The organism is Clostridium budayi (assembly GCF_055396605.1).
Window position 1 is genome coordinate 458,477 of the sequence record NZ_AP042456.1, and the last position, 24,612, is coordinate 483,088.

A 24,612-nucleotide genomic window follows, 5' to 3' on the forward strand; every position below is an offset into this window, starting at 1 on the left:
TTAAGTTAACTTACAATTAATAATTCACCATTTAGAATTTACTTTATTATGATATAATAATATAAATCAAGAGCTTTAAAAGGAGGCGTAAATTATGAGATTTGTTATAGTTACAGGATTATCAGGAGCAGGAAAAACAGAAGCAACTAGAAGCTTAGAAGATTTAGGATATTTTTGTGTTGATAACTTACCACCACAACTAATACCTAAGTTTGCAGAAGCATGCAACAATGGAAGTATAGAAAAAGTAGCAATAGTTATAGATATAAGAGGCGGAGTGTTCTTTGATGATTTATTTGAGAGTTTAGTTTACTTAAAGAATAATGATTTTAAATACGAAATACTATTCTTAGAAGCTTCAAATGAAGTATTAGTTAAGAGATTTAAGGAAGCTAGAAGAAGTCACCCATTAGCGCCAAAGGCACGTGTACTTACTGGAATAACTGAAGAAAGAAATAAACTAAGAGAAGTTAAAGATAGAGCAGATGTAATAATAGATACATCAAAATATGCAATTAGAGACTTAAGAGAAAAGATGAACAGTTACTATGGTTCAAGTGAAGAACCAGATAAGGAATTATCAATAACAGTACTAAGCTTTGGGTTTAAATATGGAATACCTGTTGATTCAGATTTAGTATTTGATGTTAGATTTATTCCAAATCCTTTCTATATTCCAGAACTTAAGCAATATTCAGGTGCTGATGAGCCAGTTAAAAAGTACGTTTTAGAACAAACTGAAACAGTTGGTTTCTTAGATAGATTAATGGATATGCTTAAATTCTTAATACCAAACTACAGTAAAGAAGGTAAGAGACAACTTATCATATCAATAGGATGTACAGGGGGAAGACATAGATCTGTTGCAATAGCAAATAGAGTTTATGAATTATTATCAGAAGAAGGATATAAAGCTGGAATAGAGCATAGAGACATATCAGAAGATGTCAACAAGGGAGAAAAGAAGCTATGAGGCTATCTGATTGGTTAAAACCGGGTATAAAAGTTAAGAGATGGATTGCATTTGGACTTTTTGGAGTTTTATTAATTGCATTTGGATTTACTGAACTTGTTACTCACAGAGTATATGATATTTATTATAAATTATTTTATATATGTTTAAATGTAACTGGAGTTTTTGTAATATATATTTCAATAACTGAAGGTATAAAATCAGTTATTGCACTTATAAATAAGGGGTATTTAAAAATGTCCCTTGATAGTAGGAAGATAGAAACACTTATAACAGAAAAAAGACTTTTAGTTAAAGGTCCTAAAATAGTTGTTATTGGTGGAGGTACAGGTCTTTCAACAATGCTTAGAGGTCTTAAATATTACACATCAAACATCACTGCAATTGTTACAGTTGGTGATGATGGTGGTGGTTCTGGTGCATTAAGAGAAGATCTTGGAATGTTACCACCAGGTGATATAAGAAACTGTATTTTAGCTTTAGCAGATACAGAACCTTTAATGGAAGATTTACTTCAATATAGATTTACAGAAGGAAGACTTAAAGGGCAAAGCTTTGGTAATCTATTTTTAGCTGCAATGGATGGTGTTTCAGATAATTTTGTTGGCGCTGTTCAAAAGATGAGTTCAGTTCTTGCAGTAACAGGTAAGGTTCTTCCTGTTACATTAGATGATATGAAGCTTATGGCACAACTTGATAATGGAAATGTAGTTGAAGGTGAATCAGATATACCAGAAGAAGCATTTAAGCAAAAATCAAAAATAAATAGACTTATGATTGTTCCAGAAGATGCAAAGCCTTTAGAGGAAGCACTTCAAGCTATAAAAGATGCTGATGCAATAGTAATGGGACCTGGAAGTTTATACACTAGTGTTATTCCAAATCTTTTAGTTAAAGGAATAGTTAGTGAAATAAAGAAAAGTAGTGCTTATAAAATATATATTTCAAATGTAATGACTCAACCTGGGGAAACCGATGGATTTAAAGTTTATGACCATATTAAAGTGCTTAAGAAATATGGTGGTAAAGATATAGTTGATTGTGTTATTGCTAATAATGGAAGTATTAGTGATGATATGAAAAAGAAATATAAGGATAAAAATTCTGATATTGTTACAATTGACAGGGACAAACTTAAAGACTTTGGAATTGAGATTGTTGAAAAGAATCTTATTAAAGTTAGTAAGGGAACAATTAAACATGACTCAGATTATTTAGCACAAGTATTAGTTGAGACGATAATGGAAAAGAAACTTCTTTATGATAGAAGAAAGATAATTGAATACATGTATCTTTCTCAACGTATTAAAGAAAGAGATAAAACTGAGAAGAAGCAAAAAAGGGAAAGGCATAAGGAAAATAAGTAGAGTTAATATAGAAAGAAGCTATATATAAGAGAGTTATATATATAGCTTCTTTTAGCTTATGTAGGACAATAGTAGAAAAAAATGATATAATTTCCTCTGATAAAAATATAAAAATATAGGGGGACTAGATTTGTCAAATATAAACAAAAGATTATTAACAACAGTAGTATCAATAGGATTAGCTTCTAGTATATTATTTGGTTGTAACAGTAAAAAAATAAAAGAAAAGATGGAAGAGGGAATTAATAATTTAAACAATGGTAAATATGAAGAAGCTGAAGGTGATTTTAATAATGTTTTAGAATTAAATAAGGAAAATAAGGAAGCAGAAAACTTAGTTAATATAATAGAAAATTATTTTGAGGCTAAAAAAAGTTTCGATAATAATGATATAAATTCAGCTAAGGCATTTATAGAAAAAATACCATCAAATTATACTGATTATAAAATTAAAGATGATATAGATAAACTAAAGGGCGAAATAAAAACAAAGCTTGATAATATAAAAAGGATAGATAATGATTTAAATAAGCTTAATACTTTAATAGCAGAAGGAAAAGCAGATGAAGCAAGAAATAGAATTGTTAATGTAAGTATGAAAGATGCAACAAAAGAACAAAAAGAAAAGGCTGAAAAAATAGTTGAAAAGCTTAATAAGGACCTAGAAGAAAAAAGAAAGCAAGAAGAAAAGCAAAAAGAAGAACAAAGAAAAAAAGAAGAAATAAAAAAGATAGAAGCACAAAAAAGAAAAAGAGAAGAACAAATTGAGGAAGAGAAATCTAAAAAAGAAAGAGAGAGTCAAAGACAAGTTAATAAGATAAATAATGATAAAGGTAAACTATCTCAAGGTATACATTATGAAAATAAACAATTAGGATTACAAATGGAATTACCAGCAAGCTGGAAGGGTAACTATGATGTATGTGGTGGACCTGATTATATATTATTTAAATTTGCTCCACATGGAAAAACTTATAGTCAGCCTTTATATTGCATAGAGAAGCGTTTGAAAAATAATACATTAGATAGTATTCGTTATAAAACAATAAATGGAGTTGATTATGCATTTGGATATGCTCCTATTATGTTTATTGATTATGCAGATAAGAATTATAATTTATATGAAAAGTTAAGTAATGATGCACATAGTATCTTGGATACGGTTAGAGCATTAAACTAATGAACTATATGATATAAATTTAATAACTCTTAAATTAAATAGATTATTCTTTGTAAATCAGTAAATTTTCTTTTGTATTATAATTTGAGAATATATTTCCTAAAATTCTATTTATATTATATATTATATACATGTAGAAATGTGATTATTTAAGAGGATTTATGATATAATTTTATAATGTATATAGTGAGATATATTTTTTATTAATTGTATATAAAAAGGAGAGCAATAAATGTCATTTTCATCAAAAGTTAAAGGAGAAATTTGTAGATATAGTGATATTAGCAAAGAGGAAGCATTAGCAGAAATTTCAGGAATAATGAAAGTTAGTGGAACTATTGCTTTTACTGGAAAAGGATTAGCTTTTAGAATAACAACTGAAAATCCTGCAAGTGCGAGGCTTATATTTACATTACTAAAAGAACACTTTAATATTCATTCTAAGTTAATGGTTAAGAAGAGCAATTCATTAAAGAAAAATAATATTTATATGGTTGCTATAGATGAAGAAATGGGTGTTAGAGGACTTCTTGAAGAAACAGGAATACTTAGAGAAGTTGATGGGGTTATGAGTTTAAATTACTCAATAGATCCTGAAAGCGTAAGCAATGATGAAACAAAGAGAGCTTATATAAGAGGAGCTTTCTTAGGTGGCGGGAGCATAAGTAACCCAGAAAAAACTTACCATCTTGAATTTGTTACTCATAGTGAAGAATATGCTAATGATTTATGTGACCTTATAAATAGTTGTGGTCTTAACTCTAAAGTTATTCAAAGAAAAAATAGCTTTATAATTTATATAAAAGAAGGAGAACAAATAGTTGATTTACTTAATATATTAGGTGCTCACACTTGTCTTCTTGAGTTAGAAAATATAAGAATTAAAAAAGAGATGAGAAACAACGTTAATAGACTTGTTAACTGCGAAACAGCAAATCTTTCTAAGACAGTTAATGCGGCTGTAAGACAGGTTGAAAGCATAAATCTTATAAAATCAAGCATTGGTCTTCAAAGATTACCAAAGAATCTTCAAGAAATTGCTGAATTAAGATTACAATATCCTGAGGAATCATTAAAAGAACTTGGAGAAATATTAGATCCTCCAGTTGGAAAATCAGGTGTTAATCATAGATTAAGAAAAATTGAAAAAATAGCAGAAGAGATAAGGTCAGGTACATACTAATGGCCTTTCTCTTTTAATAGAAGGGATGTGGTTTATTGAAGGAGAAGAAATTTTGTCACTTACACTTACATACAGAGTATAGTTTGCTAGATGGATCAGGTAAGATAAAAAAACTTGTTAAAAAAGCAAAAGAACTTGGTATGGAGAGTATGGCTATAACAGACCACGGAGTTATGTATGGATGTGTTGATTTTTATAAAGCAGCTAAAGAAGAAGGCATTAAACCTATTCTTGGATGTGAAGTATATGTTGCTTCAAAATCAATGCATATAAAAAATGTTGATAAAGATAATACAACGAATCACTTAGTTTTATTAGTAAAAAATGAAGTAGGATATGAGAACTTAATGAAAATTGTATCTGAAGCATCTATTGAAGGTTTTTATTACAAGCCTAGAGTTGACCATGATTACTTAAGAAAGCATAGTGAAGGTATTATTGCATTAAGTGCTTGCCTTGGAGGTGAAGTTCAAAGAGCTTTACTTAATGAAGACTATGAAAAGGCAAAAGAAGTTGCTTTAGCTTATAAAGATATATTTAAAGAAGGCTTTTATTTAGAACTTCAAAATCATGGGATGGATGAACAAAGAAGAGTTAATGAATTAAATATAAAGCTATCTAAAGAAACTGGAATACCTTTAGTTGCTACAAATGATGTTCATTATATAGAACAGAAAGATTCAAAATCACATGATATTTTAATGTGTATTCAAACAGGAAAAACAGTTGAAGATACTGATAGAAGAAGGTATCCATCAGATCAATTCTATCTAAAATCAGCTGAAGAAATGTATGATATGTTTGCATATGTAAAAGAAGCTTTAGAGAACACTGTTAAAATTGCAGATGAATGTAATTTTGATTACGAGTTCCATGTATCTAAGCTTCCTAAATTCCCATTACCAGAGGGGGCAGACCCTTTCACATACCTAAGAGATACATGCTTTATGGGACTTATTGAAAGATATGATGTATTTAAAGAATTCGTAGATAAGCCTTATGATTATGAGAAAGTTATAGCCTTAGGAGAGGAGAATGAGGAAGCAAAAGAATTAATTGATAGACTTCAATATGAGCTTGGAGTAATAAATCAGATGGGATACGTTGATTACTTCCTAATTGTGTGGGACTTTATAAAGTATTCTATAGATAATGGAATACCTACAGGTCCAGGTAGAGGATCAGCAGCAGGTTCAATAGTTGCGTATACTCTTGGAATAACAAAAATAGATCCAATAAAATATAGCTTACTTTTTGAAAGATTCTTAAATCCTGAAAGAGTAAGTATGCCCGATATCGATTCAGATTTTTGTTATGAAAGAAGACAAGAAGTAATTGATTATGTAGTTGAAAAGTATGGGGAAGATAATGTATCTCAAATAATTACTTTTGGAACAATGGCAGCAAGGGCTTGTATAAGAGACGTGGGAAGAGCTATGAATTATTCTTATGCAGAAGTTGATAGAATAGCTAAGATGATTCCTACAATGCTTGGAATAACTATAGAAAAGGCATTAGACCTTAATCCAGAACTTAAAGCGGCTTATGATAGTGAGGAAAGAGTTAAAAATCTTATTGATGTAAGTAGGGATTTAGAAGGACTTCCAAGACACTCATCAACTCATGCAGCTGGAGTTGTTATTGCATCAAAACCTTTAGTTGAATATGTACCACTTCAAAAAAATGAAGAAATGATAGTAACTCAATTTGGTATGACAACACTTGAAGAACTTGGACTTTTAAAGATGGATTTCTTAGGTCTTAGAACTTTAACAGTTATGAATGATGCAGTAAAAATGATTAAATACAATAGAGGCGTAGATATTGATTTAGATAAAATAGATTTTAATGATAAAGAAGTTTATAAAATGATAGGTGAAGGAAAAACAGCTGGTGTATTCCAATTAGAATCAGCAGGAATGGTATCTTTCATGAAAGAACTTAAACCAGATTCATTAGAAGATATTATAGCCGGTATCTCACTTTATAGACCAGGTCCAATGGCTGAAATTCCAAGATATATAGAGAGAAAAAGAAACCCAGATAAGGTTGAATATTTAACACCAGAACTTGAAGATATACTAGATGTTACATACGGAGTTATGGTTTATCAAGAGCAGGTTATGGAGATAGTTAGAAAGCTTGCTGGATATTCAATGGGAAGAAGTGACCTTGTTAGAAGAGCCATGTCTAAGAAAAAACATAAGGTCATGGAAGAAGAAAGAAAGAACTTTATATATGGAATAGAAGACGAAAATGGAAATATAGAAGTTCCTGGTTGTTTAAGAAATGGTATTTCAGAAGAAGTAGCAAATAAAATATATGATATGATGATGGATTTCGCATCCTATGCATTTAACAAATCACATGCCGCAGCTTATGCAGTAGTTGGTTATCAAACAGCATATCTTATGAGATATTATCCAGTAGAAATGATTGCAGCTATGCTTAACTCCGTTATGGGAGTAAATGAAAAAGTTGCAGGATATATAAAATTTGCGGAAAGCCAAGGAATACAAGTAATACCGCCAGATATAAATAAGAGTTATTCAAAGTTTACTGTTGAAGGGGATAAAATCATATTTGGTCTTGCAGCAATAAGAAACGTTGGTATTAACGTTGTTGAAGCTATTGTAAAGGCTAGAGAAGATAAAGGGGAATTTACTTCAATAATGGACTTTATAAGTAAATTAGACTTAGGAGCTATAAATAAGAGAGCTGTTGAAAGTTTAATAAAAGCTGGAGCTTTAGATTCATTTAATGTATTTAGATCAAAATTACTTGCTGTTTATGAAAAATTGATGGATGGTGTTTCTGGTGAGAAGAAGAGAAACATAGATGGACAAATGAGCTTATTTGCCATAGATGATGAGGTATCAATGCCAGAGGTAACTTATCCTAACATAAAGGAATTTACAAAAAAACATTTATTATCAATGGAAAAAGAAATGACAGGGGTATACCTATCAGGTCATCCTTTAGATGAATATAAAAAGAGTTTAGAGATGCAAACAACAACATCAATAAGCACTATAAATAAGGTTCATAAAGCTCTAGAAGATAATATATCAAAAGGAATATCTATTGATGAAATTGTAAATCAAATGCCAATTAAAGATAACGAACAAGTAATATTAGGTGGAATACTTACAGAAGTAAAACAAAAAGTAACTAGAAATAATACTATAATGGCCTTCTTAAAGCTTGAAGACTTAGATGGCGAAATAGAAGTTATAGTATTTCCAAGAACTCTAGATAGGATTAGAGAATCAATAGCAGAAGATGCTTTAGTTACAATAAAGGGAAGAATAAATATTAAAGAAGATGAACCACCAAAGCTTATTTGCGAGAAGATTGATGGACTTGAAAAAGTTGATTCAAATAAAGTTTATATAAGAGTTAATGATAATGAAGAAGCAAAGAAAATAAATCATTATATTAAAACAGATCTTATAGAATATAAAGGTGATTCAGCAGTATATATATTTAACGCAAAAGATAAAAAAAGCTACAGATTAGCAAGAGAAACTTGGTTAAATTTAGATACAGATATAATAAGTGTTCTAAAGGAAATTTGTGGTGAAGAAAACGTAAAAGTAGTATCAAAATAATAAAGAAGATATTGGGAGCTTAGTATTCCAATATCTTCTTTTTAAAATGTAAATAAAAATTAATTTAAATTTGTTTGTACTATTGATATTTTGCTGAAATAAGGGGATAATTGTAATTAGAAAATTAGTAAATTGAAAATAAAGTTAATATAAATACGTAATAAATGAGCAATTTCTACAATGTTTAGTTATTAAAAAGTCAATAAATCGCTTATATATATAATAAAAAGTTAAAAATATTGATAAAAATTAAAAAATATATAAATGAAAATTTTTACAAAAATTAATTCGTGAAAAATCAGAAAATTGTATATAATTTTAAAACTGATGGGTTATAATAAGTGATGTAAGAATATTACGACAAAAAAATATAATAATATATTTAAGTAAAGATAATAATTATAATATAATAACGATACATTCAAAAAAGTTACTCAAATTACATTGATAAATTCCAACAATTTATGTACAATTATAATCGGTCATATAAACGTGGGAAGTTTTGTTACTGGTGGGACTAGCAGTGTCCCTAAGGTAGAAAAGGAGGAGTAAACATGAAAAAGATAGCTATTTTAACTAGTGGTGGAGATGCACCAGGAATGAATGCTGCAATAAGAGCGGTAACTAGAACTGCATTAGCAGCAGGATTAGAAGTAATGGGAGTTCAAAGAGGATATAGTGGATTAATAAACGGAGAATTATTCACTATGGATAGAAAATCTGTTTCAGATATAATACAAAGAGGTGGAACAGTACTTAGAACAGCTAGATGTCCAGAGTTTAAACAAGAAGAAACAAGAAAGAAAGCAGTTAAGATATTAAAGGCTTACGGTGTAGATGCTTTAGTAGTAATCGGTGGGGACGGATCATTCACAGGAGCTAAGCTTCTTTCAAAATTAGGAGTTAAGACTGTAGGATTACCAGGAACTATAGATAACGACTTATCATACACAGACTACACTATAGGATTTGATACAGCTCTAAACACAGTTTTAGATGCAATAAATAAAATAAGAGATACTTCAACATCACACGAAAGAGTATCAATAGTTGAAGTTATGGGAAGAAATTGTGGAGATATAGCTTTATATGCAGGTTTAGCTGGTGGAGCAGAAGCAATAATTACTCCTGAAAAAGGATTCGACAAAAACGAATTATGCAAAACTATTCTAGAAGGAAAGCAAAATGGAAAGATGCACAATCTTGTTCTTTTAGCTGAAGGAATAGGTGGAGCATTTGAATTAGCTAAAGAAGTAGAAGAAGTTACAGGAATTGAAACTAGAGCTACTATTTTAGGACATATTCAAAGAGGAGGAAGCCCAAGTGCTTTCGATACAATCTTAGCTTCAAAAATGGGAGCAAAAGCAGTAGATGTATTACTTGAAGGAAAAACTTCAAGAGTTATAGGTACAGTTGATAATAAGATAGTAGATATGGATATCGATGAAGCTTTAGCAATCGAAAGAAAATTCGATGAAGAAACTTACAAGATAGCAGAAATACTATCAAAATAATATAGCTATAAATAAATTTTATATATAGATTTTGGCTCAATCAAAAACAAGAGGGAGTGTTATTTACATGAAAAAGACTAAAATGATTTGTACAATCGGTCCAGCAAGTGAAAATGAAGAAATATTATCAAAGATAATAGAAGCAGGAATGAACGCTTCAAGACATAACTTTTCACATGGTGACCACGAAGAACATAAGGGAAGAATATTAAAGGTTAAAGAACTAGCTAAGAAATATAACAAAGAAATAGCTGTAGTTTTAGATACAAAGGGACCAGAAATAAGAACTGGTAAATTTGAACCAAGCAAAATAGAATTACAAAAAGGTTCAGAATTCACTATATACGTAGGACCTGAAGCACAAGATTTAGTAGGAGATGCTACTAAGTGTTCAGTAACTTACGATGGATTAGCTAACGATGTTAAACCAGGAAACACTATCTTAATAGATGACGGTTTAGTAGGATTAGAAGTTAAAGCAGTAGAAGGAAACGCTGTTAAGTGTGAAGTTAAAAACACTGGATTAGTTGGAACTCACAAAGGAGTTAACGTTCCTGGAGTATCAATCCAATTACCAGCTTTAACTAAGAAAGATGAAGCTGACTTAATATTCGGTTGTGAAATCGGAGTTAACATGATCGCTGCTTCATTCGTAAGAAAAGCTAAAGACGTTCAAGCAATAAGAAAAGTTTTAGATGATAACGGCGGAAAAGACATACTAATCTGCTCAAAGATCGAAAACCAAGAAGGTGTTGATAACATAGATTCAATCTTAGAAGAATCAGATGCAATCATGGTTGCTAGAGGAGACCTAGGAGTTGAAATTCCAATAGAAAACGTACCAGCAGTACAAAAAATGATCATCGAAAAATGTAACAAAGCTGGAAAACCAGTTGTTACTGCAACTCAAATGTTAGACTCAATGATCAGAAACCCAAGACCAACAAGAGCAGAAGTTTCAGACGTAGCTAACGCTATATTAGATGGAACAGACGCAATCATGTTATCAGGTGAAAGTGCAAACGGAAGCTACCCAGTAGAAGCTGTTCAAACTATGGCTAAGATAGCTAGAGAAACTGAAAAGCAATTAAGCTACAAAGTTGCTGTATCACACGCAACTAACCATGTACCAGCTATCGCTGGAGTTATAAGCAGAGCTGCTTGTAATGCTGCTAACGAATTACAAGCATCAGCAATAGTTTCATCAACTCAATCAGGAGCTACTGCTAAGAGATTATCACAATGCAGACCAGAATGCCCAATCATAGCTGTAACACCAAGTGAAACAGTTGCAAAACAATTAGCATTCTCATGGGGAGTATACCCAATCGTTGCTGATAAAGTAGAATCAACTGATGAAATGATGAATAAATCAGTAGAATCTGCTAAGAACAACGGATTCGTTAACGAAGGAGACACAGTAGTTATAGCTGCTGGAGTACCAGTTGATGAAATCGGAGCTACTAACTTAATGAAAGTAACTGTTGTAAAATAGTTTTAAACTTTAAATATAAATAACTCTTAGAGATTTCTCTAAGAGTTATTTTTTTCTTGATAAATAATAAAAAATAGTGTATATTTTTTATTATATGTGTTAAAATTATAAAATGTATGTTATAATTTAAGGATTATATTGGCAACTGATTCTATCTGCACCCTTTGTGGTGCTATTTTTTTTCATTAAAAAATTTCGTATGAATAAAGAGTTAACAAATAGTAAAACATGTTTAAAGTTTTGATAAAAAGCATTGTAAATGTTTACGTAAAAATGTATTATGAAAATGTAAATAGCGCTATTTTAAATATTTTTAAAAATTATAAACAATCGGTATAGAGATTTAGAGAAAGAACGCAATAAGACCATATTTATTTAAAAAATTAATATGTTTTTGTTGGGGTTTTCTTTTTATCTGAAATACAGAAGATGAAGAAGACGAGGGGATGAAAAACTACTATGCTAAACTTTTTAAAACCGGCTCAGCCGATACCGAGATTACCTAAAGAAAAAATTGATTCTACTTATAAGAGATATAGAATACAGGTATTTATAAGCATATACATAGGATATTTAACATACTACTTTGTAAGAAGTAATTTCTCTCTTGCAAAAGCTTATTTAGTAGATCAAGGTTTTAGTAAATTAGAACTAGGTTTTGTAGCATCAGCTCTTGGAATAGCTTATGGAATAAGTAAATTTGTAATGGGAAATGTATCAGATAGATCAAATCCAAGATATTTCCTTGCAATTGGGCTAATAGCATCAGGGATAGTTAACATATTCTTCCCACTAACAAGTAGCATTACACTTATGTTTATCTTGATGCTAATTAATGGTTGGTTCCAAGGAATGGGATGGCCACCTTGTGGAAGAACAATAACTCACTGGTTCTCAGATAGAGAACGTGGAGTTAAAATGTCACTTTGGAATACTGCCCATAATGTTGGGGGTGGACTTATAGCAACAATAGCCGTACTTGGAGTTTCTATATTCCATGGATGGAAAGGTATATTCTATCTTCCAGCAATAATTGCAATTGTAGTTGGAATACTTTATATGATTTTTGCAAAAGATACTCCTCAATCTGTTGGATTACCTCCAATAGAAGAGTACAAAGACGACTATCCAGAAGTTGCAGTTGATGATAGAGAAAGAGAACTTACAGGAAAAGAAATACTATTTAAATATGTATTAAACAATAAATATTTATGGTTTGTTGCTATAGCAAATATATTCGTATACCTTGTAAGATATGGGGTAATAAACTGGGTTCCAACTTACTTAGAAGAAGTAAGAGGGTTTAGTATGCAACAGTCATCAGTTGCATTCGCATTATTCGAATATGCAGCAATTCCTGGAACAATCATAATTGGATGGCTTAGTGATAAGGTTTTCCATGGAAGAAGAGCACCACTTGGTATCTTCTGTATGATTGGAGTATTCATTGCTACATTTGTATATTGGAAGAGTAGTAGTCCAATCGCAATAAACTGTGCATTAGCATCAATAGGTGCACTTATATATGGACCGGTAATGTTAATCGGTGTAAGTGCTTTAGACTTAGTTCCAAAGAAAGCTGCAGGAACAGCAGCTGGATTCACTGGATTATTTGGATACATGGGAGGACAAGTATTTGCAGAAGTTGCAATGGGTGCAGTAGTAGATAAATTCAGCTGGAGTGGTGGATTTATGTTACTTATGGCTTCTTGTATATTAGCAATAGTATTCTTAGCATTTACTTGGAATGTTCATAACAGAGCGGAAGAATAGAAGGATTTTTAAATAATCTAGAATTTAAATTTAGGACATTATAACATTAGACCCATTTACTAATGCTTTTATAAATAGCGATGATAAATGTTATTTTAAATTTTTATAATCATAGGTAACTTATTTAATTAAAAACATTTATAAATAGTACTAATTTAATAAATTTCAAATTTTATAGTTTAGTTAACTTATAAAAGGGAAGAATCATAATATAGATTAAGCCCATAATTAAAATAAGGAAATTTTATAAAATATGAGGTGTGTTAGTATGAATAAATTAAAAGCTTTAGTTTCTAAGGAAAATTTAAAAAATACTACAATAGTAGGCATTAGTGCAGCCACAGTACTTATAGGATTTGGAAGTGTAATACTTTTTAAATCAAAACTTAAAAAAGACGCAATATGACCAATTTCACCTTAAATAGGATGCTTAATTTAGCATCCTATTTTTGTTTATAACCAAAATTTTTTGGTAAATAAAATTTTCACTACAATTAATACTTTATGATATAATCAATATTACAAAAGCTAAGAAAAAGGTGAATTATAATGGTTAAGAAGAATGAAGAATACATTTTAGATATAATTAGTGAAGGATATGAAGGTGAAGGAGTAGCAAAGCTTTCAGGTTATCCAATATTTATACAAGGTGCTTTAAAAGGGGAAAAAGTTAAAGTAAAAATAGTAAAAGCAAATAAGAATTTTGCCTATGGAAAACTCATTGAAGTTTTAGAGTCTTCAGAAGGTAGAGAAGAACCTAAGTGTAAGCACTTTAAAAGATGTGGTGGATGTAAGATTCAACATATGAACTATAAAACACAGTTAGATTTTAAATATGAAAGAGTTAAAGATTGTATAAAGAAAATTGGTGGATTAAACGAAGAATTAGTTAAATATCCAATAGGAATGGAAGACCATCCTTATAGATATAGAAATAAAGTTCAATTACCTATTGGAATGGTAAATGGAAAACTAGCAGTAGGATTTTATGCACCAAGAAGCCATGATATTATTGATATAGATGAATGTTTAATTCAAGACGAAGATGGAGATAAGGTAGCAAGAATAACTAAAGAATGGGCATTAAAATTTAATATTAAACCTGCTTTTGTAGATGGTAAGTTTAATAAAAGTGGTTTATTAAGACACGTAATGATTAGAAAAGGCTTCAAAACTGGTGGAGTTATGGTTGTATTAGTTGCAACTAAGAAAAATGTTCCTCATATTGAAGAATACATAAATAGTATTTTAGAAAATGTTAAAGGGATTGAAAGTATAGTACTTAATGTTAATAGCAAAGATACTAATGTAATACTAGGGGAAGAGTGTATTACATTATGGGGATCAGATGTTATAAAAGATTATATAGGAGACTTTAAATTTAATATATCACCACTTTCTTTCTTCCAAGTAAATCCTGTTCAAACAGAAGTTTTATATGGAAAAGCATTAGAATATGCAAATCTTACAGGAGAAGAAACTGTATTTGATGCTTATTGTGGTACAGGAACAATAACACTTTTCTTATCTAAAAATGCTAAGAAGGTTTATGGTGTTGAAATTATAGAACCTGCAATTATTAATGCAAGAGAGAATGCTAAAAATAATAATGTAGATAACGCAGAATTCTTTGTAGGTAAATCAGAAGAAGTTATACCAGAACTTATTGAAAGTGGAGTAAAGGCTGATGTTATAGTTGTTGACCCACCAAGAAAGGGATGTGACATTAAACTTCTTGAAGCTATAGGAAAAGTTGAACCTGAAAGAGTAGTATATGTATCATGTGATCCAAGTACATTAGCTAGAGATCTTAAAGTGCTTGATGAATTAGGTTATGAAACTAAAGAAGTTCAACCAGTTGATATGTTTCCTCATACTAGTCATGTGGAGAATATTGCTTTAATTCAAAAGAAAAAATAGTAGGACTTCTTTAATATAAGCATTTTGCCAAGAGTTAGAATTTTAAGAATATAGGCGTATAATAATCACGTTAATAAATACTATAATAAAAAGTAGTCTGAAAAAAATATCAGACTATTTTTTATTATTCACCAATATTTATTAAGGTTAAAATAATAATTAGTGCAATAAATCACTTAGACAATCAACAGCACAGCGAGAATCAGCTACTTGACCATTAAGAGTTTTTAGTTGTTTATCTAATGATAATAAAAGGAATTTTTCAGTTTCATTTATACATCCTGAATTGCATAAAACTTGAGTTAAGAATATTAAGTTAGATTTAGTTTCAGCTAAAGTAGCTTTCATATCACATAAATCATTTTGAATGTTTCTTATAGTTGAACATGGACATTGAAAATTATTATTTTAGCAATTATCTTTAAAACTGCAACGTTCAAATGAATCTATCATTAGTTTTCCTCCTATTACTCTTAAAAATCATTATTTATATATACTATGTAAATATTAAAGGAATAGTTACAAGAATAAAGTAGAAAAGATAAGTAAATTGAATAAAAAATACATAAATGGTACAACTAAGGAAGTGATTTGTAAATGCAAGGGTAATGATTTAAATGAAAGTGCTCTTAACGATAGATTGGGATTATTTTATGCCTTATGTAGGTTGTTTCAATTTATCTTACTTAGAGAATAGGAGAAATATAGACAAGCATTGTTATAAGTTATATATAGAGAATAAACAATGTGGTATAGATATAACTAAAAAAATGGTTGTTGGGAAGGATAAAAATAATTTTTGGACAAACATAAAAAATATTTTTGATCTAAATAATATAGATAAAGTTATAGTTTCTGATTCTTATAAAGTAGCTTATGAATTGGCTAAAGTAGCTAAATGTGAAGAGGTATATAATTTTGATTCTCATACTGATTTAGGATATGGGGGGCGGAAAGTCTTAATTATGAAGTTAATTGTGCAAATTGGTTAGGAAAGTTACTTAATGATGGATTAGTAAAAAAGGCGAATATTATATTAAGCTCGTATACTAGTGAAAGAAAAGAATATTTTGATGAAATTAATAAAAGGTTTAATGTTTTATATAAAGATATTTGTGATATGAAGTCAAAAATAACAGTAGGTATATTGCACATTTGTAGGTCTGGTGCATGGACGACTCCTTGGTTTGACAATGAGTTTGATGAGTTTATTAATGAATTGAATATACAAATAGAATATAAAGAATATGTGGATAGGGAATGGAATGTTAATAATATTACCTTAGCTGATCAAATAGAATATTTATTGTTTGGTTAGAAGTATATATTTGTATTAAATATGTACTTTTTTAATGTACAAAAGGTACTAAAGTGTTATTTACAATTATTGTAATGATTTGCTATATCCTATATTAGTATCATATTTAGCTTATTTTAGTAAGTTGTCAATAAAAATTTGCATCTGTATAATAAAATTAGACAATACTAATTGAGGTGAGTAATATGAAAGTGGAAAAAAACATGTTGAAGTTTTCAGCAATAGGTTGTTTGTTTTTTGCTGCATTAGGATTAGGATGGGGAATAGTAATTAAGTCAAGCATGATTATGTTTGATGGTTTATATTCATTTATTAGATTATTTTTATCTATTTTAGCATTATGGATAACTAATTATATAAGTAAAAATGATTTTGAAAAGTTTCATTTTGGAAAGGGTATGTTAGAGCCAATAACTGTAGCTTTTAAATCTATAGTTTTAATAATAATGTGTAGTACTACTTTTACTAATGCAGTTAAAGAAGTGTTAGCAGGCGGAAATTACGTAGATACAAATATGGCTTTAGGATATTCAATAATAGCTACAGTTGGTTGTGCTGCTGTATATTTTGTTATAGCTAAAAAAGGAAAAAATTATCATCTGATATTTTAAATGCAGAAAGCAATCAATGGCTTATGGATACAATTTTAAGTGCTGCCGTACTTGTTGGATTTATGGTATCATTTCTTTTATCAAAAACTTCTTTGTCATATTTAACAGTATATGTAGATCCATTTATGGTTATAATATCATCTGTAATGTTTATTAGAGTTCCTGTAGTAGCGCTAATAAATAGTTTTAAGGAAATTGTTAATGTTAATGCAGATGAAGATATAAACAATAAAATATATACGATTGTAAAAGATATAGAAGAAGATTATAATTTTGAAGATTCTATTACAAGAGTAAGTAAGATTGGAAGAGAATTAAGAATCGAAATAGACCTTGTATTTAATGAGGAATCAAAATTGAATGAACTTAAAGAGATGGATAAAGTAAGAGAAAGAGTTTATAATAATATGTCTGGTATTAAACTAAAAAAATGGATGAATATAAATTTTACTGGAGATAAAAAGTGAGCTCTTTAGTTGACAGAAGATATTATAGATGATAGGATTAATAAAAAAAGGTGATGGAGTTCACCATTTAAATGCTATATGCTAATGACTCCTACAAAGTATAGATTAAATTTCTATATTTTGTAGGTTTTTTTATTGTAAAAAATTGTTTGGAGATTAAAGTATGATACTAAGTTTAGCAATAATAATTACATTGGGTCTTATATCTAACAAATTATTTAAGTTGATAAAGCTACCAGGGTTATTAGGAATGATTATATTTGGAGTTATAATTGGGCCTAATATGTTAAAATTAATTGATAAAGATATACTTGCTATATCGCTAGATTTAAGGAAGATAGCTTTACTAGTTATACTTTTAAGGGCTGGTTTTGGGATAAATAGAAATACATTAAATAAGATAGGTAAAACAGCATTAAAAATGAGTTTTTTACCATGTGTAATAGAAGGCTTTTTTATTGCTTTTGCTGGAAAGTACATATTAGGAATATCCTTTGTTGAAGCAGGTATGTTAGGATTTATAATTGCAGCAGTATCTCCTGCAGTTGTAGTACCTTAAATGCTTGAGTTGATTAATAAGGGTAAGGGAAATGATAGTGGAGTACCAACAATAATTTTAGCAGCATCATCTATAGATGATGTATTTGCAATAACTATATTTTCAACATTCTTAGGATTATATGGTGGAAGTGATATCAGTATTTCAGGAAAACTATTAGGTATACCTATATCGATATTATTGGGAGCTGGTATGGGGGGATTAATAGCTTTATTATTAATAAAAGTATTTAAAAGATTTCATTTAATAGATACAGAAAAAGTGTTAATAATACTTGCTGCAAGTATGTTGTTAACTAGCTTAGAGGAAATGCTTAAAAATATAGTTCCTATAGCTAGTCTTCTAGGTGTTATGGTTATTGGATTTATATTATTAGATAAGTATCCTAAAGTGGCTAATAGGTTATCAGAGAAGTTTAATAGAGTTTGGGTGTTAGCAGAAATATTATTATTTGTGTTGGTTGGAGCTCAAGTGGATTTTACGGTTATTGTACACTCTGGATTATTAGGGTTAATAGTTTTAATTATAGGATTAGTGGGAAGAAGTATAAGGCTATATATTTCTCTTATGGGAAGCAATCTTAATTTAAAAGAAAAGTTATTTTGTATAATTTCATTTATTCCTAAAGCAACAGTTCAAGCGGCTATGGGTGCAGTACCGCTTGCATCAGGAGTGGCTTTAGGAAATTTAATATTAGCTATTGCTGTTTTAGCAATAATAGTTACAGCACCACTTGGAGCTATAGGAATAAAATATTTTGGAGATAAGTGGATAAGTTAATTGTGAAATAAAATTTCTAATTGACAATTACATATGTGAAATTTTACAATTAATCTTAGGAGGGGAGAAAATGAGCTGTATATATAAAATAAGAGAAGGTATTGGAAGTTTTACAGATACAGAAGAAAAATTAGCGGATTATATTTTAAATAATAAAGATGAAGTGGTTATGTTAAGTGCTCAAGAGTTTGCAGATAGAGTAGATACATCAGCTGCTGCAGTAATACGATTTTCGAAAAAGGTTGGTTATAAAGGATTTACTGAATTGAAGGTTGAATTAGCAAAGGACAATAGTGAGTCTAATCAATATTTTGATGAAGTTATTAAAGAAGATGATGATGTTAAGGCTTTAGTAGAGAAAACATTAAATTTAAATTATCAAACATTACAAAAAACTTATAAATTGATAAATTATAGTGATTTAGAGCAAGCTATAGAGTATTTAATTAATTGTAATAATATATATTTATTTGGAGTAGGTACATCAGGAATTGTGTGTACCGATTTTCAACAAAAGTTATCCAGAATTAATAGGAATGTTATTCATCATACAGATACACATATACAACTAGCATCAGCTATTCACATAAATGAAGATGATGTGGCTATAGCTATAAGTTATAGTGGTAATACAAAAGAAATAAATGAAGCTATGTTTTATGCAAAAGAAGTTGGAGCGAAAACAATATCAATAACTCAATTTACTAATAGCCCTTTGTCTAAGGCTTCAGAGTTAGTTTTACATATACCAAGTGAAGAAAAAGAATTAAGAATAGGAGCTATATCATCAAGAATGGCGTCTCTAATTTTAACTGATTTATTATATTTAGGTGTTGCAAAACAAGATATAGAAAGAACTAAGAAACAGTTAGTTAAAACTAGAAAAATGATAAAAAAAATAAAATAAAATATATTATAAAAAATTCCAAAAGAATTTATTCATATAATTAGAAATATATGAGTATTCTTTTGGAATTTTATTATATTAGCATGAAATTAAGCTTCTGATTTTATTGAGATTAATAATGTTGAAGCGATAGGATCAGATTTGATAGCTTTTTTAGCGATTGCTATAGCTGATGCATCATCTTCAAGATCACATGAAAAACAAAGTTTTACACCTTCTTTTTTTATAAAAGTAAATTTTGGCGATTCAATAGATTCAATTATTTTTTTTATTTTATCTTGCATTATTCCACTGTTTACAACTATCATCTTTAATCATCCTTTCTTTTGAAATCATTATTAGGAACAAGTATAGTTTATCAGTATTGACATAAAATGTCAATATAAAGATAATATAATTGAAATAAAATTTTAGAAGGGGGTACTTACAATGAGAGAAGATCAAAAAAGAGAAATTAAGTTAACTATTGAAGAGTGTTGTTCTAGAGGAGTGTTTCCAGGAGCAAATGTTGCTATATTATTAGAAGATGAAGAATATTTATTTTCAGTAGGGAAAAAATCAATTTTATCAAAAGAAGAAGCGAATAATATTGATACTATTTATGATATAGCATCTTTAACAAAAGTATTGGTTACTACTACGTTGACTATGAAATTGATAGATATGGGTAGATTAAGGTTAGATACTCTTGTAAAAGATATAATTCCAGAATTTAAAAATAAAGATATAAATATTTTTGATTTATTAACTCATACTAGTGGCATGCCAGATGATATAAAAATAGATTTGAGTGCAGATAAGGAGATAATAAGAAATAAAGTATATAATTGCAATTCAATATATGAAAAAAACTCTAAAGTTGTATATTCGGATATAGGATTTATATTACTTGGGTTTATAATTGAAGAGTTAATAAAAAAGCCATTAGATATAGTTGCTAAAGAATTTATATTTAGTCCATTAGATATGAATCATACTTCTTATCTTATAGATAGTAAATTGATTGATAAATGTGCACCAACAGAGAACTCTCCACATTTTCATAAAATATTAAGAGGAGAAGTGCATGATAGAAAGGCTCATTTAATGGGAGGGGTATCAGGGCATGCAGGAGTTTTTTCTGATATAAAAGATATGAGTAAGTTTGCAAGGATGATTTTGAATTCAGGAAAATACAATAAAAACAGAATCCTAAATGAAAAATCAGTAGAGTTACTATTTAAAAAACAAACTCCTGTTGGAGAAATTAATAGAGGGTTAGGGTATCTTACTTTTGATGAAAGGAGTCCATTTAGTGCAATGAACTCTAATGAATCTATCTTTCATACTGGTTTTACAGGAACGTCATTGCTAATTGATAAAAGAAATAAAATTTCAATAATAATACTTAGTAATAGGGTTCATCCAACTAGAGAAAATACTAAGATAATTGAAGAACGCAAGAAAATACATGAAAAGATAATGAAAATATTACTTAGCTAATATAAAGATATTATTGAAAGGGAATGTTTTGTTGTAGCATTATCTTTTATTTTGCACTTTTTAAAATATTGTTTCAAAAAATAAAAAAATATATTGAAATAATATTTTGAATATGATAGACTTAGTACTGTAATATATTACAAAATTAAAAGAGGGTGAGGTTTATACATGGAAAAATTAACAGGATTTATTGAGGAAAAGATAGCACCGCCGCTAATAAAATTTTCTCAAATGAGATATGTTCAAATTATCCAAAGAACTTTTATTACTTTTACAGGATTATTAATCGTTGGGTCATTATTCTTATTACTTGCATCATTCCCTGTACAAGGATATAAAGATTTTATTGGAACATTTTCATCTAAGTTTGCAGCAGCGTCAGGAGTTGGTACATCATTTATAGGTTTATTTGTAGCAATATCAGCTTCTTTTGCAACTATAGAGTATTACAATAAAAATGGTGAAAATAATGATATTTTAGGACCAGTAATTCTTTCAGTTGCATGTTTCTTTTTAACAGTTCCAGCTCAAACAGTAAAAACTTTTATTGAAGGTAAAGATCCTGGAACATTTACAGGGGTTCCTACAGAATTCTTAGGACCTAAGGGAGTATTTGCAGCACTTATAATTGCAATTGTTACTGCGGAATTATATCGTTTCTTTGTTAGAAAAAAATTAGTTATAAAGATGCCAGAAGGTGTTCCACCAATGGTTGCACAAGCTTTCGTAGCGTTAATACCATCATTATTAATAGTTACTTTCTGGTGGGTAATTAGAGTTGTACTTAATATTAATTTACCACAAATTATTATGGGGGCATTCCAACCATTAGTAAGTGCAGGTGATAGTGTAGCTACAGTAATGACATCAACTTTCTTAAATCGTATACTTTGGTCAGTTGGTATACATGGAGGTAACGTAGTAGGTTCAGTTGCATCACCAATTTGGACTCAAATGAATGTTGCTAACCAAGCTGCTATGGCTGCTGGAGAATCATTACCACATTTATTTAGTGGTGTATTTTATGATAACTATGTTTGGATAGGACTAGCACCTTTATCAGCTATTATGTGTTTCTCTAAGTCAAAACGTATTAAAGCATTAGGTGTATTATCATTACCAGCTGCTCTATTTAATATTGGGGAACCACTAATATTTGGATTACCAATAGTTATGAACCCATTAATGATGATTCCATTTATTTTAAGTTATATGGTAATTGCAGTTGTAGCAGTAGTATTAGTGTCAACAGGTATTTTACCAGTGCCAGTACTAACAGTGCCATGGATAACACCAGCACCAATAAAAGCCTTCTTAGCTACTAATGGTAATTTAACAGCAGCACTTTTTGTTATAGTAACATGGATTATTTTAGCGATTGTATTCTGGCCATTTGTAAAAGCTATGGAAAAGAATGATTTAAATGAAGAATTATTATCAATAGATGGTGAATAGCAGGAGGAAAATATGTTAGGAATATCAGTTTATTTTCAAGATTTAGATTATGATTATCTTGAAAAAGCAGCAAAGATAGGCGCAAAATATATTTTTACATCACTTCATATTCCTGAGGAAGATTATTCAGAGCTAGATAAGAAGATGCCCGTATTTTTAGAAACTTGTAAAATATTGGGGTTAGAAATAGTTCCTGATGTATCTCCAATAACATTTGAAAAGTTGAATATTTCTCATAAAGATTACAATAAATTAAAAGAATTAGGGTTTAAGGCATTAAGATTAGATTATGGATTTGATGACTTTGATACTATAAAGGAGTTATTGAAGGATTTTAAATTAATGCTAAATGCAAGTGTTGTTAATGAGGAATATTTAAGAGCAGCAAAAGAAGCTGAGGTAGACTTTACAGAGATTTCTTTAACTCATAATTTCTATCCTAGAAATAATACAGGACTTGGATTAAATTATTTTAAAGATAAGAATAGAGTATTTAAGAAATATGGATTAAAAGTACAAGCTTTTGTACCAGGAGATGATTTAAAGCGTTTTCCATTATATGAAGGTTTACCAACTGTAGAAAGGCATCGTCAAATGCATCCATATGTTGCAGCTATTGAGTTAATCAGCAGCTGTGGAGTAGATGATGTGCTGATAGGAGATAGTAAAGCTAAAATAGAAACATTAGAGTATATAAATAGATATATAGAAGATAAAGTAATAACTATAAAAGCTCATTTTGAAAAAGAGTATGAGTATTTATATGAAGAAGAATATACTTGTCGTAAAGATTTTTCAGAATCAGTTTTACGTTTAATTACACCAAGAACATCTGGAATCAGACCATATAATAATGGATTCCGTAGAAGAGGCTCTATAACTATAGACAATGAGCTTATAGGAAGATATTGTGGAGAAATTCAATTAATTAAGAGAGACTTTGAATCAGATGCTAGAGTTAACAACATTGGTTTTATACATCCTGATTATGTGGATTTACTAGAATATGTGGATTATAAGACAAAAATTAAGTTCGTTAGAATTTAAAGAATAGAGATGATTAATAAGATATAAAGTTAAGGAGGTTCCCAATGGCAGAAGTAAAAATCACTCATTTAGTTACAGAAAAAAGAAATCAGAAAACGATGGGACTCGACGAAATGAGTATTTGTAGCTTTTTAAAAGTTATGAATGAAGAGGATTCTAAGGTTGCAGAAAATGTTAAAAAATCACTTCCTGAAATAGAGGAAGCGGTAAAACATATTATAGAAGCATTAAATAATAATGGAAGATTAATATATATAGGATCAGGTACAAGTGGCCGTTTAGGAGTACTTGATGCAGTAGAATGTCCTCCGACATTTGGAACTACTACTGAGGTAATAGGATTAATAGCAGGAGGCCCAGATGCTTTTGTTAAGGCTAAAGAAGGCGCTGAAGATAAAAAAGAGCAAGGAGCAAAAGATATAGTAGATGCAGGTGTAAAAAGCAATGATGTAGTAGTTGGAATTGCTGCTAGTGGTAGAACTCCTCATACTATAGGTGCGTTAGAGAAAGCAAAGGAAATAGGAGCATTTACTATAAGTTTAAGCTGTAATCCTAATAGTGAAGTAGGAAAGATTGCGGACATTGCCATTGAAGTTGAAGTTGGACCAGAAGTAATAACAGGGTCCACAAGATTAAAGGCAGGAACAGCGCAAAAGTTAGTTCTAAATATGCTTTCTACAGCTAGTATGGTAGGAATAGGAAAGACATATCAAAATCTAATGGTAGATATGAAAGCAACAAATTTGAAACTTCTTGAAAGATCTAAAAGAATTATAATGGAAGCTACAGGATGTACCTATGAAACAGCAAGTATTAAATTTGAAGAATCAGATAGAGAATGTAAGGTAGCTATAATAATGGTACTACTAAATTGTACTAAAGAAGAGGCAGTTAAGAGATTAAATGCAAGTAAAGGTTTTGTTAAGAAATCTATAAATAATTAATTAAAAAGACTGTATTTTTATACAGT

Annotated in this window: 18 protein-coding genes, 2 pseudogenes and 1 riboswitch; of the genes and pseudogenes, 18 read left to right on the forward strand and 2 right to left on the reverse strand. The window is 29.5% G+C overall.

All coding sequences use genetic code 11. The features are described from left to right. Window positions 1–94: 94 nt before the first annotated feature. The 10 genes from rapZ (at window position 95) to rlmD (ending at window position 15,016) form a co-directional block, all read left to right on the forward strand. Entirely contained in the window at window positions 95–973 is an 879-nt protein-coding gene (rapZ, locus tag ACZ5TJ_RS02185) for an RNase adapter RapZ (protein ID WP_464200995.1), read from the forward strand. After that, on the forward strand, window positions 970–2,340 hold the full coding sequence (locus tag ACZ5TJ_RS02190) for a gluconeogenesis factor YvcK family protein (protein ID WP_464200997.1): 1,371 nt from the start codon (window positions 970–972) through the stop codon (window positions 2,338–2,340). The genes rapZ and ACZ5TJ_RS02190 overlap by 4 nt, the downstream gene beginning before the upstream one ends. A gap of 130 nt (window positions 2,341–2,470) precedes the next feature. Continuing rightward, window positions 2,471–3,520, forward strand: coding sequence for a hypothetical protein (locus ACZ5TJ_RS02195; protein ID WP_464200999.1), 1,050 nt, complete (start codon window positions 2,471–2,473; stop codon window positions 3,518–3,520). 232 nt (window positions 3,521–3,752) lie between these two features. Then, window positions 3,753–4,703 (forward strand): DNA-binding protein WhiA, encoded by a 951-nt coding sequence (gene whiA / locus ACZ5TJ_RS02200; RefSeq protein WP_039311785.1) that lies wholly within the window; start codon window positions 3,753–3,755, stop codon window positions 4,701–4,703. A 35-nt stretch (window positions 4,704–4,738) separates the two neighbouring features. Beyond that, window positions 4,739–8,314, forward strand: coding sequence for a DNA polymerase III subunit alpha (locus ACZ5TJ_RS02205; protein ID WP_464201000.1), 3,576 nt, complete (start codon window positions 4,739–4,741; stop codon window positions 8,312–8,314). A gap of 554 nt (window positions 8,315–8,868) precedes the next feature. Next, window positions 8,869–9,828 (forward strand): 6-phosphofructokinase, encoded by a 960-nt coding sequence (pfkA, locus tag ACZ5TJ_RS02210; RefSeq protein ID WP_464201002.1) that lies wholly within the window; start codon window positions 8,869–8,871, stop codon window positions 9,826–9,828. Window positions 9,829–9,895: 67 nt separating this feature from the next. After that, window positions 9,896–11,323 carry a pyruvate kinase gene (gene pyk / locus ACZ5TJ_RS02215; RefSeq protein ID WP_464201004.1) on the forward strand — a complete coding sequence of 476 codons (1,428 nt, stop codon included), beginning with the start codon at window positions 9,896–9,898 and terminating at the stop codon, window positions 11,321–11,323. Window positions 11,324–11,782: 459 nt separating this feature from the next. Beyond that, the gene (gene glpT / locus ACZ5TJ_RS02220) at window positions 11,783–13,096 is read left to right on the forward strand and encodes a glycerol-3-phosphate transporter (RefSeq protein WP_464201005.1); all 1,314 of its coding nucleotides are present in this window, start codon (window positions 11,783–11,785) and stop codon (window positions 13,094–13,096) included. Window positions 13,097–13,364: 268 nt separating this feature from the next. After that, window positions 13,365–13,502: a hypothetical protein gene (locus ACZ5TJ_RS02225; protein ID WP_155499145.1), complete on the forward strand. Its 138-nt coding sequence runs from the start codon at window positions 13,365–13,367 to the stop codon at window positions 13,500–13,502. 143 nt (window positions 13,503–13,645) lie between these two features. Then, window positions 13,646–15,016 carry a 23S rRNA (uracil(1939)-C(5))-methyltransferase RlmD gene (rlmD, locus tag ACZ5TJ_RS02230; protein ID WP_464201007.1) on the forward strand — a complete coding sequence of 457 codons (1,371 nt, stop codon included), beginning with the start codon at window positions 13,646–13,648 and terminating at the stop codon, window positions 15,014–15,016. A 159-nt stretch (window positions 15,017–15,175) separates the two neighbouring features. Here rlmD and ACZ5TJ_RS02235 read toward each other — a convergent pair whose 3' ends face one another. After that, window positions 15,176–15,364, reverse strand: coding sequence for a hypothetical protein (locus tag ACZ5TJ_RS02235; protein WP_464201008.1), 189 nt, complete (start codon window positions 15,362–15,364; stop codon window positions 15,176–15,178). Between the two features lie 269 nt (window positions 15,365–15,633). Here ACZ5TJ_RS02235 and ACZ5TJ_RS02240 point away from each other — a divergent pair, with 269 nt between their 5' ends. The 4 genes and pseudogenes from ACZ5TJ_RS02240 (at window position 15,634) to ACZ5TJ_RS02255 (ending at window position 19,658) form a co-directional block, all read left to right on the forward strand. After that, window positions 15,634–16,008 carry a hypothetical protein gene (locus tag ACZ5TJ_RS02240; RefSeq protein ID WP_464201010.1) on the forward strand — a complete coding sequence of 125 codons (375 nt, stop codon included), beginning with the start codon at window positions 15,634–15,636 and terminating at the stop codon, window positions 16,006–16,008. A 529-nt stretch (window positions 16,009–16,537) separates the two neighbouring features. After that, window positions 16,538–17,412 (forward strand): annotated as a pseudogene (locus tag ACZ5TJ_RS02245) (cation diffusion facilitator family transporter). A 40-nt stretch (window positions 17,413–17,452) separates the two neighbouring features. Next, a riboswitch (Fluoride riboswitch) is annotated at window positions 17,453–17,513 on the forward strand. Window positions 17,514–17,575: 62 nt separating this feature from the next. Beyond that, window positions 17,576–18,751, forward strand: a pseudogene (locus ACZ5TJ_RS02250) (cation:proton antiporter). Between the two features lie 70 nt (window positions 18,752–18,821). Further along, complete coding sequence (locus tag ACZ5TJ_RS02255) at window positions 18,822–19,658, forward strand: MurR/RpiR family transcriptional regulator (RefSeq protein ID WP_464201011.1); 837 nt, start codon at window positions 18,822–18,824, stop codon at window positions 19,656–19,658. 89 nt (window positions 19,659–19,747) lie between these two features. On the opposite strand, the gene ACZ5TJ_RS02260 is transcribed toward ACZ5TJ_RS02255, so the two are convergent. Next, window positions 19,748–19,966 (reverse strand): hypothetical protein, encoded by a 219-nt coding sequence (locus ACZ5TJ_RS02260; RefSeq protein ID WP_464201012.1) that lies wholly within the window; start codon window positions 19,964–19,966, stop codon window positions 19,748–19,750. 121 nt (window positions 19,967–20,087) lie between these two features. On the opposite strand from ACZ5TJ_RS02260, the gene ACZ5TJ_RS02265 reads away from it, so the two are divergent. From ACZ5TJ_RS02265 to murQ, 4 genes are all read left to right on the forward strand, one after another. Then, a complete protein-coding gene (locus tag ACZ5TJ_RS02265) occupies window positions 20,088–21,140 on the forward strand; it encodes a serine hydrolase domain-containing protein (RefSeq protein ID WP_464201014.1) in 1,053 nt (350 codons plus the stop codon). 168 nt (window positions 21,141–21,308) lie between these two features. Continuing rightward, the gene (locus ACZ5TJ_RS02270; RefSeq protein WP_464201015.1) at window positions 21,309–22,595 is read left to right on the forward strand and encodes a PTS sugar transporter subunit IIC; all 1,287 of its coding nucleotides are present in this window, start codon (window positions 21,309–21,311) and stop codon (window positions 22,593–22,595) included. Window positions 22,596–22,607: 12 nt separating this feature from the next. Further along, window positions 22,608–23,642, forward strand: coding sequence for a MupG family TIM beta-alpha barrel fold protein (locus ACZ5TJ_RS02275; protein ID WP_464201016.1), 1,035 nt, complete (start codon window positions 22,608–22,610; stop codon window positions 23,640–23,642). Between the two features lie 44 nt (window positions 23,643–23,686). Beyond that, a complete protein-coding gene (gene murQ / locus ACZ5TJ_RS02280) occupies window positions 23,687–24,586 on the forward strand; it encodes an N-acetylmuramic acid 6-phosphate etherase (RefSeq protein WP_464201017.1) in 900 nt (299 codons plus the stop codon). Window positions 24,587–24,612 lie beyond the last annotated feature (26 nt).

What these genes read in the sequence shown, in the direction of transcription:
- glpT (WP_464201005.1), top strand. Translation starts at nt 11,783, where the DNA reads ATGCTAAACTTTTTAAAACCGGCTCAGCCGATACCGAGATTACCTAAA.
- ACZ5TJ_RS02260 (WP_464201012.1), bottom strand. Translation starts at nt 19,966, where the DNA reads ATGATAGTTGTAAACAGTGGAATAATGCAAGATAAAATAAAAAAAATA.
- pfkA (WP_464201002.1), top strand. Translation starts at nt 8,869, where the DNA reads ATGAAAAAGATAGCTATTTTAACTAGTGGTGGAGATGCACCAGGAATG.
- ACZ5TJ_RS02265 (WP_464201014.1), top strand. Translation starts at nt 20,088, where the DNA reads ATGAGAGAAGATCAAAAAAGAGAAATTAAGTTAACTATTGAAGAGTGT.
- ACZ5TJ_RS02235 (WP_464201008.1), bottom strand. Translation starts at nt 15,364, where the DNA reads ATGAAAGCTACTTTAGCTGAAACTAAATCTAACTTAATATTCTTAACT.
- pyk (WP_464201004.1), top strand. Translation starts at nt 9,896, where the DNA reads ATGAAAAAGACTAAAATGATTTGTACAATCGGTCCAGCAAGTGAAAAT.
- ACZ5TJ_RS02190 (WP_464200997.1), top strand. Translation starts at nt 970, where the DNA reads ATGAGGCTATCTGATTGGTTAAAACCGGGTATAAAAGTTAAGAGATGG.
- ACZ5TJ_RS02255 (WP_464201011.1), top strand. Translation starts at nt 18,822, where the DNA reads ATGAGCTGTATATATAAAATAAGAGAAGGTATTGGAAGTTTTACAGAT.
- rlmD (WP_464201007.1), top strand. Translation starts at nt 13,646, where the DNA reads ATGGTTAAGAAGAATGAAGAATACATTTTAGATATAATTAGTGAAGGA.
- whiA (WP_039311785.1), top strand. Translation starts at nt 3,753, where the DNA reads ATGTCATTTTCATCAAAAGTTAAAGGAGAAATTTGTAGATATAGTGAT.
- ACZ5TJ_RS02275 (WP_464201016.1), top strand. Translation starts at nt 22,608, where the DNA reads ATGTTAGGAATATCAGTTTATTTTCAAGATTTAGATTATGATTATCTT.
- murQ (WP_464201017.1), top strand. Translation starts at nt 23,687, where the DNA reads ATGGCAGAAGTAAAAATCACTCATTTAGTTACAGAAAAAAGAAATCAG.
- ACZ5TJ_RS02240 (WP_464201010.1), top strand. Translation starts at nt 15,634, where the DNA reads ATGAAAGTGCTCTTAACGATAGATTGGGATTATTTTATGCCTTATGTA.
- ACZ5TJ_RS02270 (WP_464201015.1), top strand. Translation starts at nt 21,309, where the DNA reads ATGGAAAAATTAACAGGATTTATTGAGGAAAAGATAGCACCGCCGCTA.
- ACZ5TJ_RS02225 (WP_155499145.1), top strand. Translation starts at nt 13,365, where the DNA reads ATGAATAAATTAAAAGCTTTAGTTTCTAAGGAAAATTTAAAAAATACT.
- rapZ (WP_464200995.1), top strand. Translation starts at nt 95, where the DNA reads ATGAGATTTGTTATAGTTACAGGATTATCAGGAGCAGGAAAAACAGAA.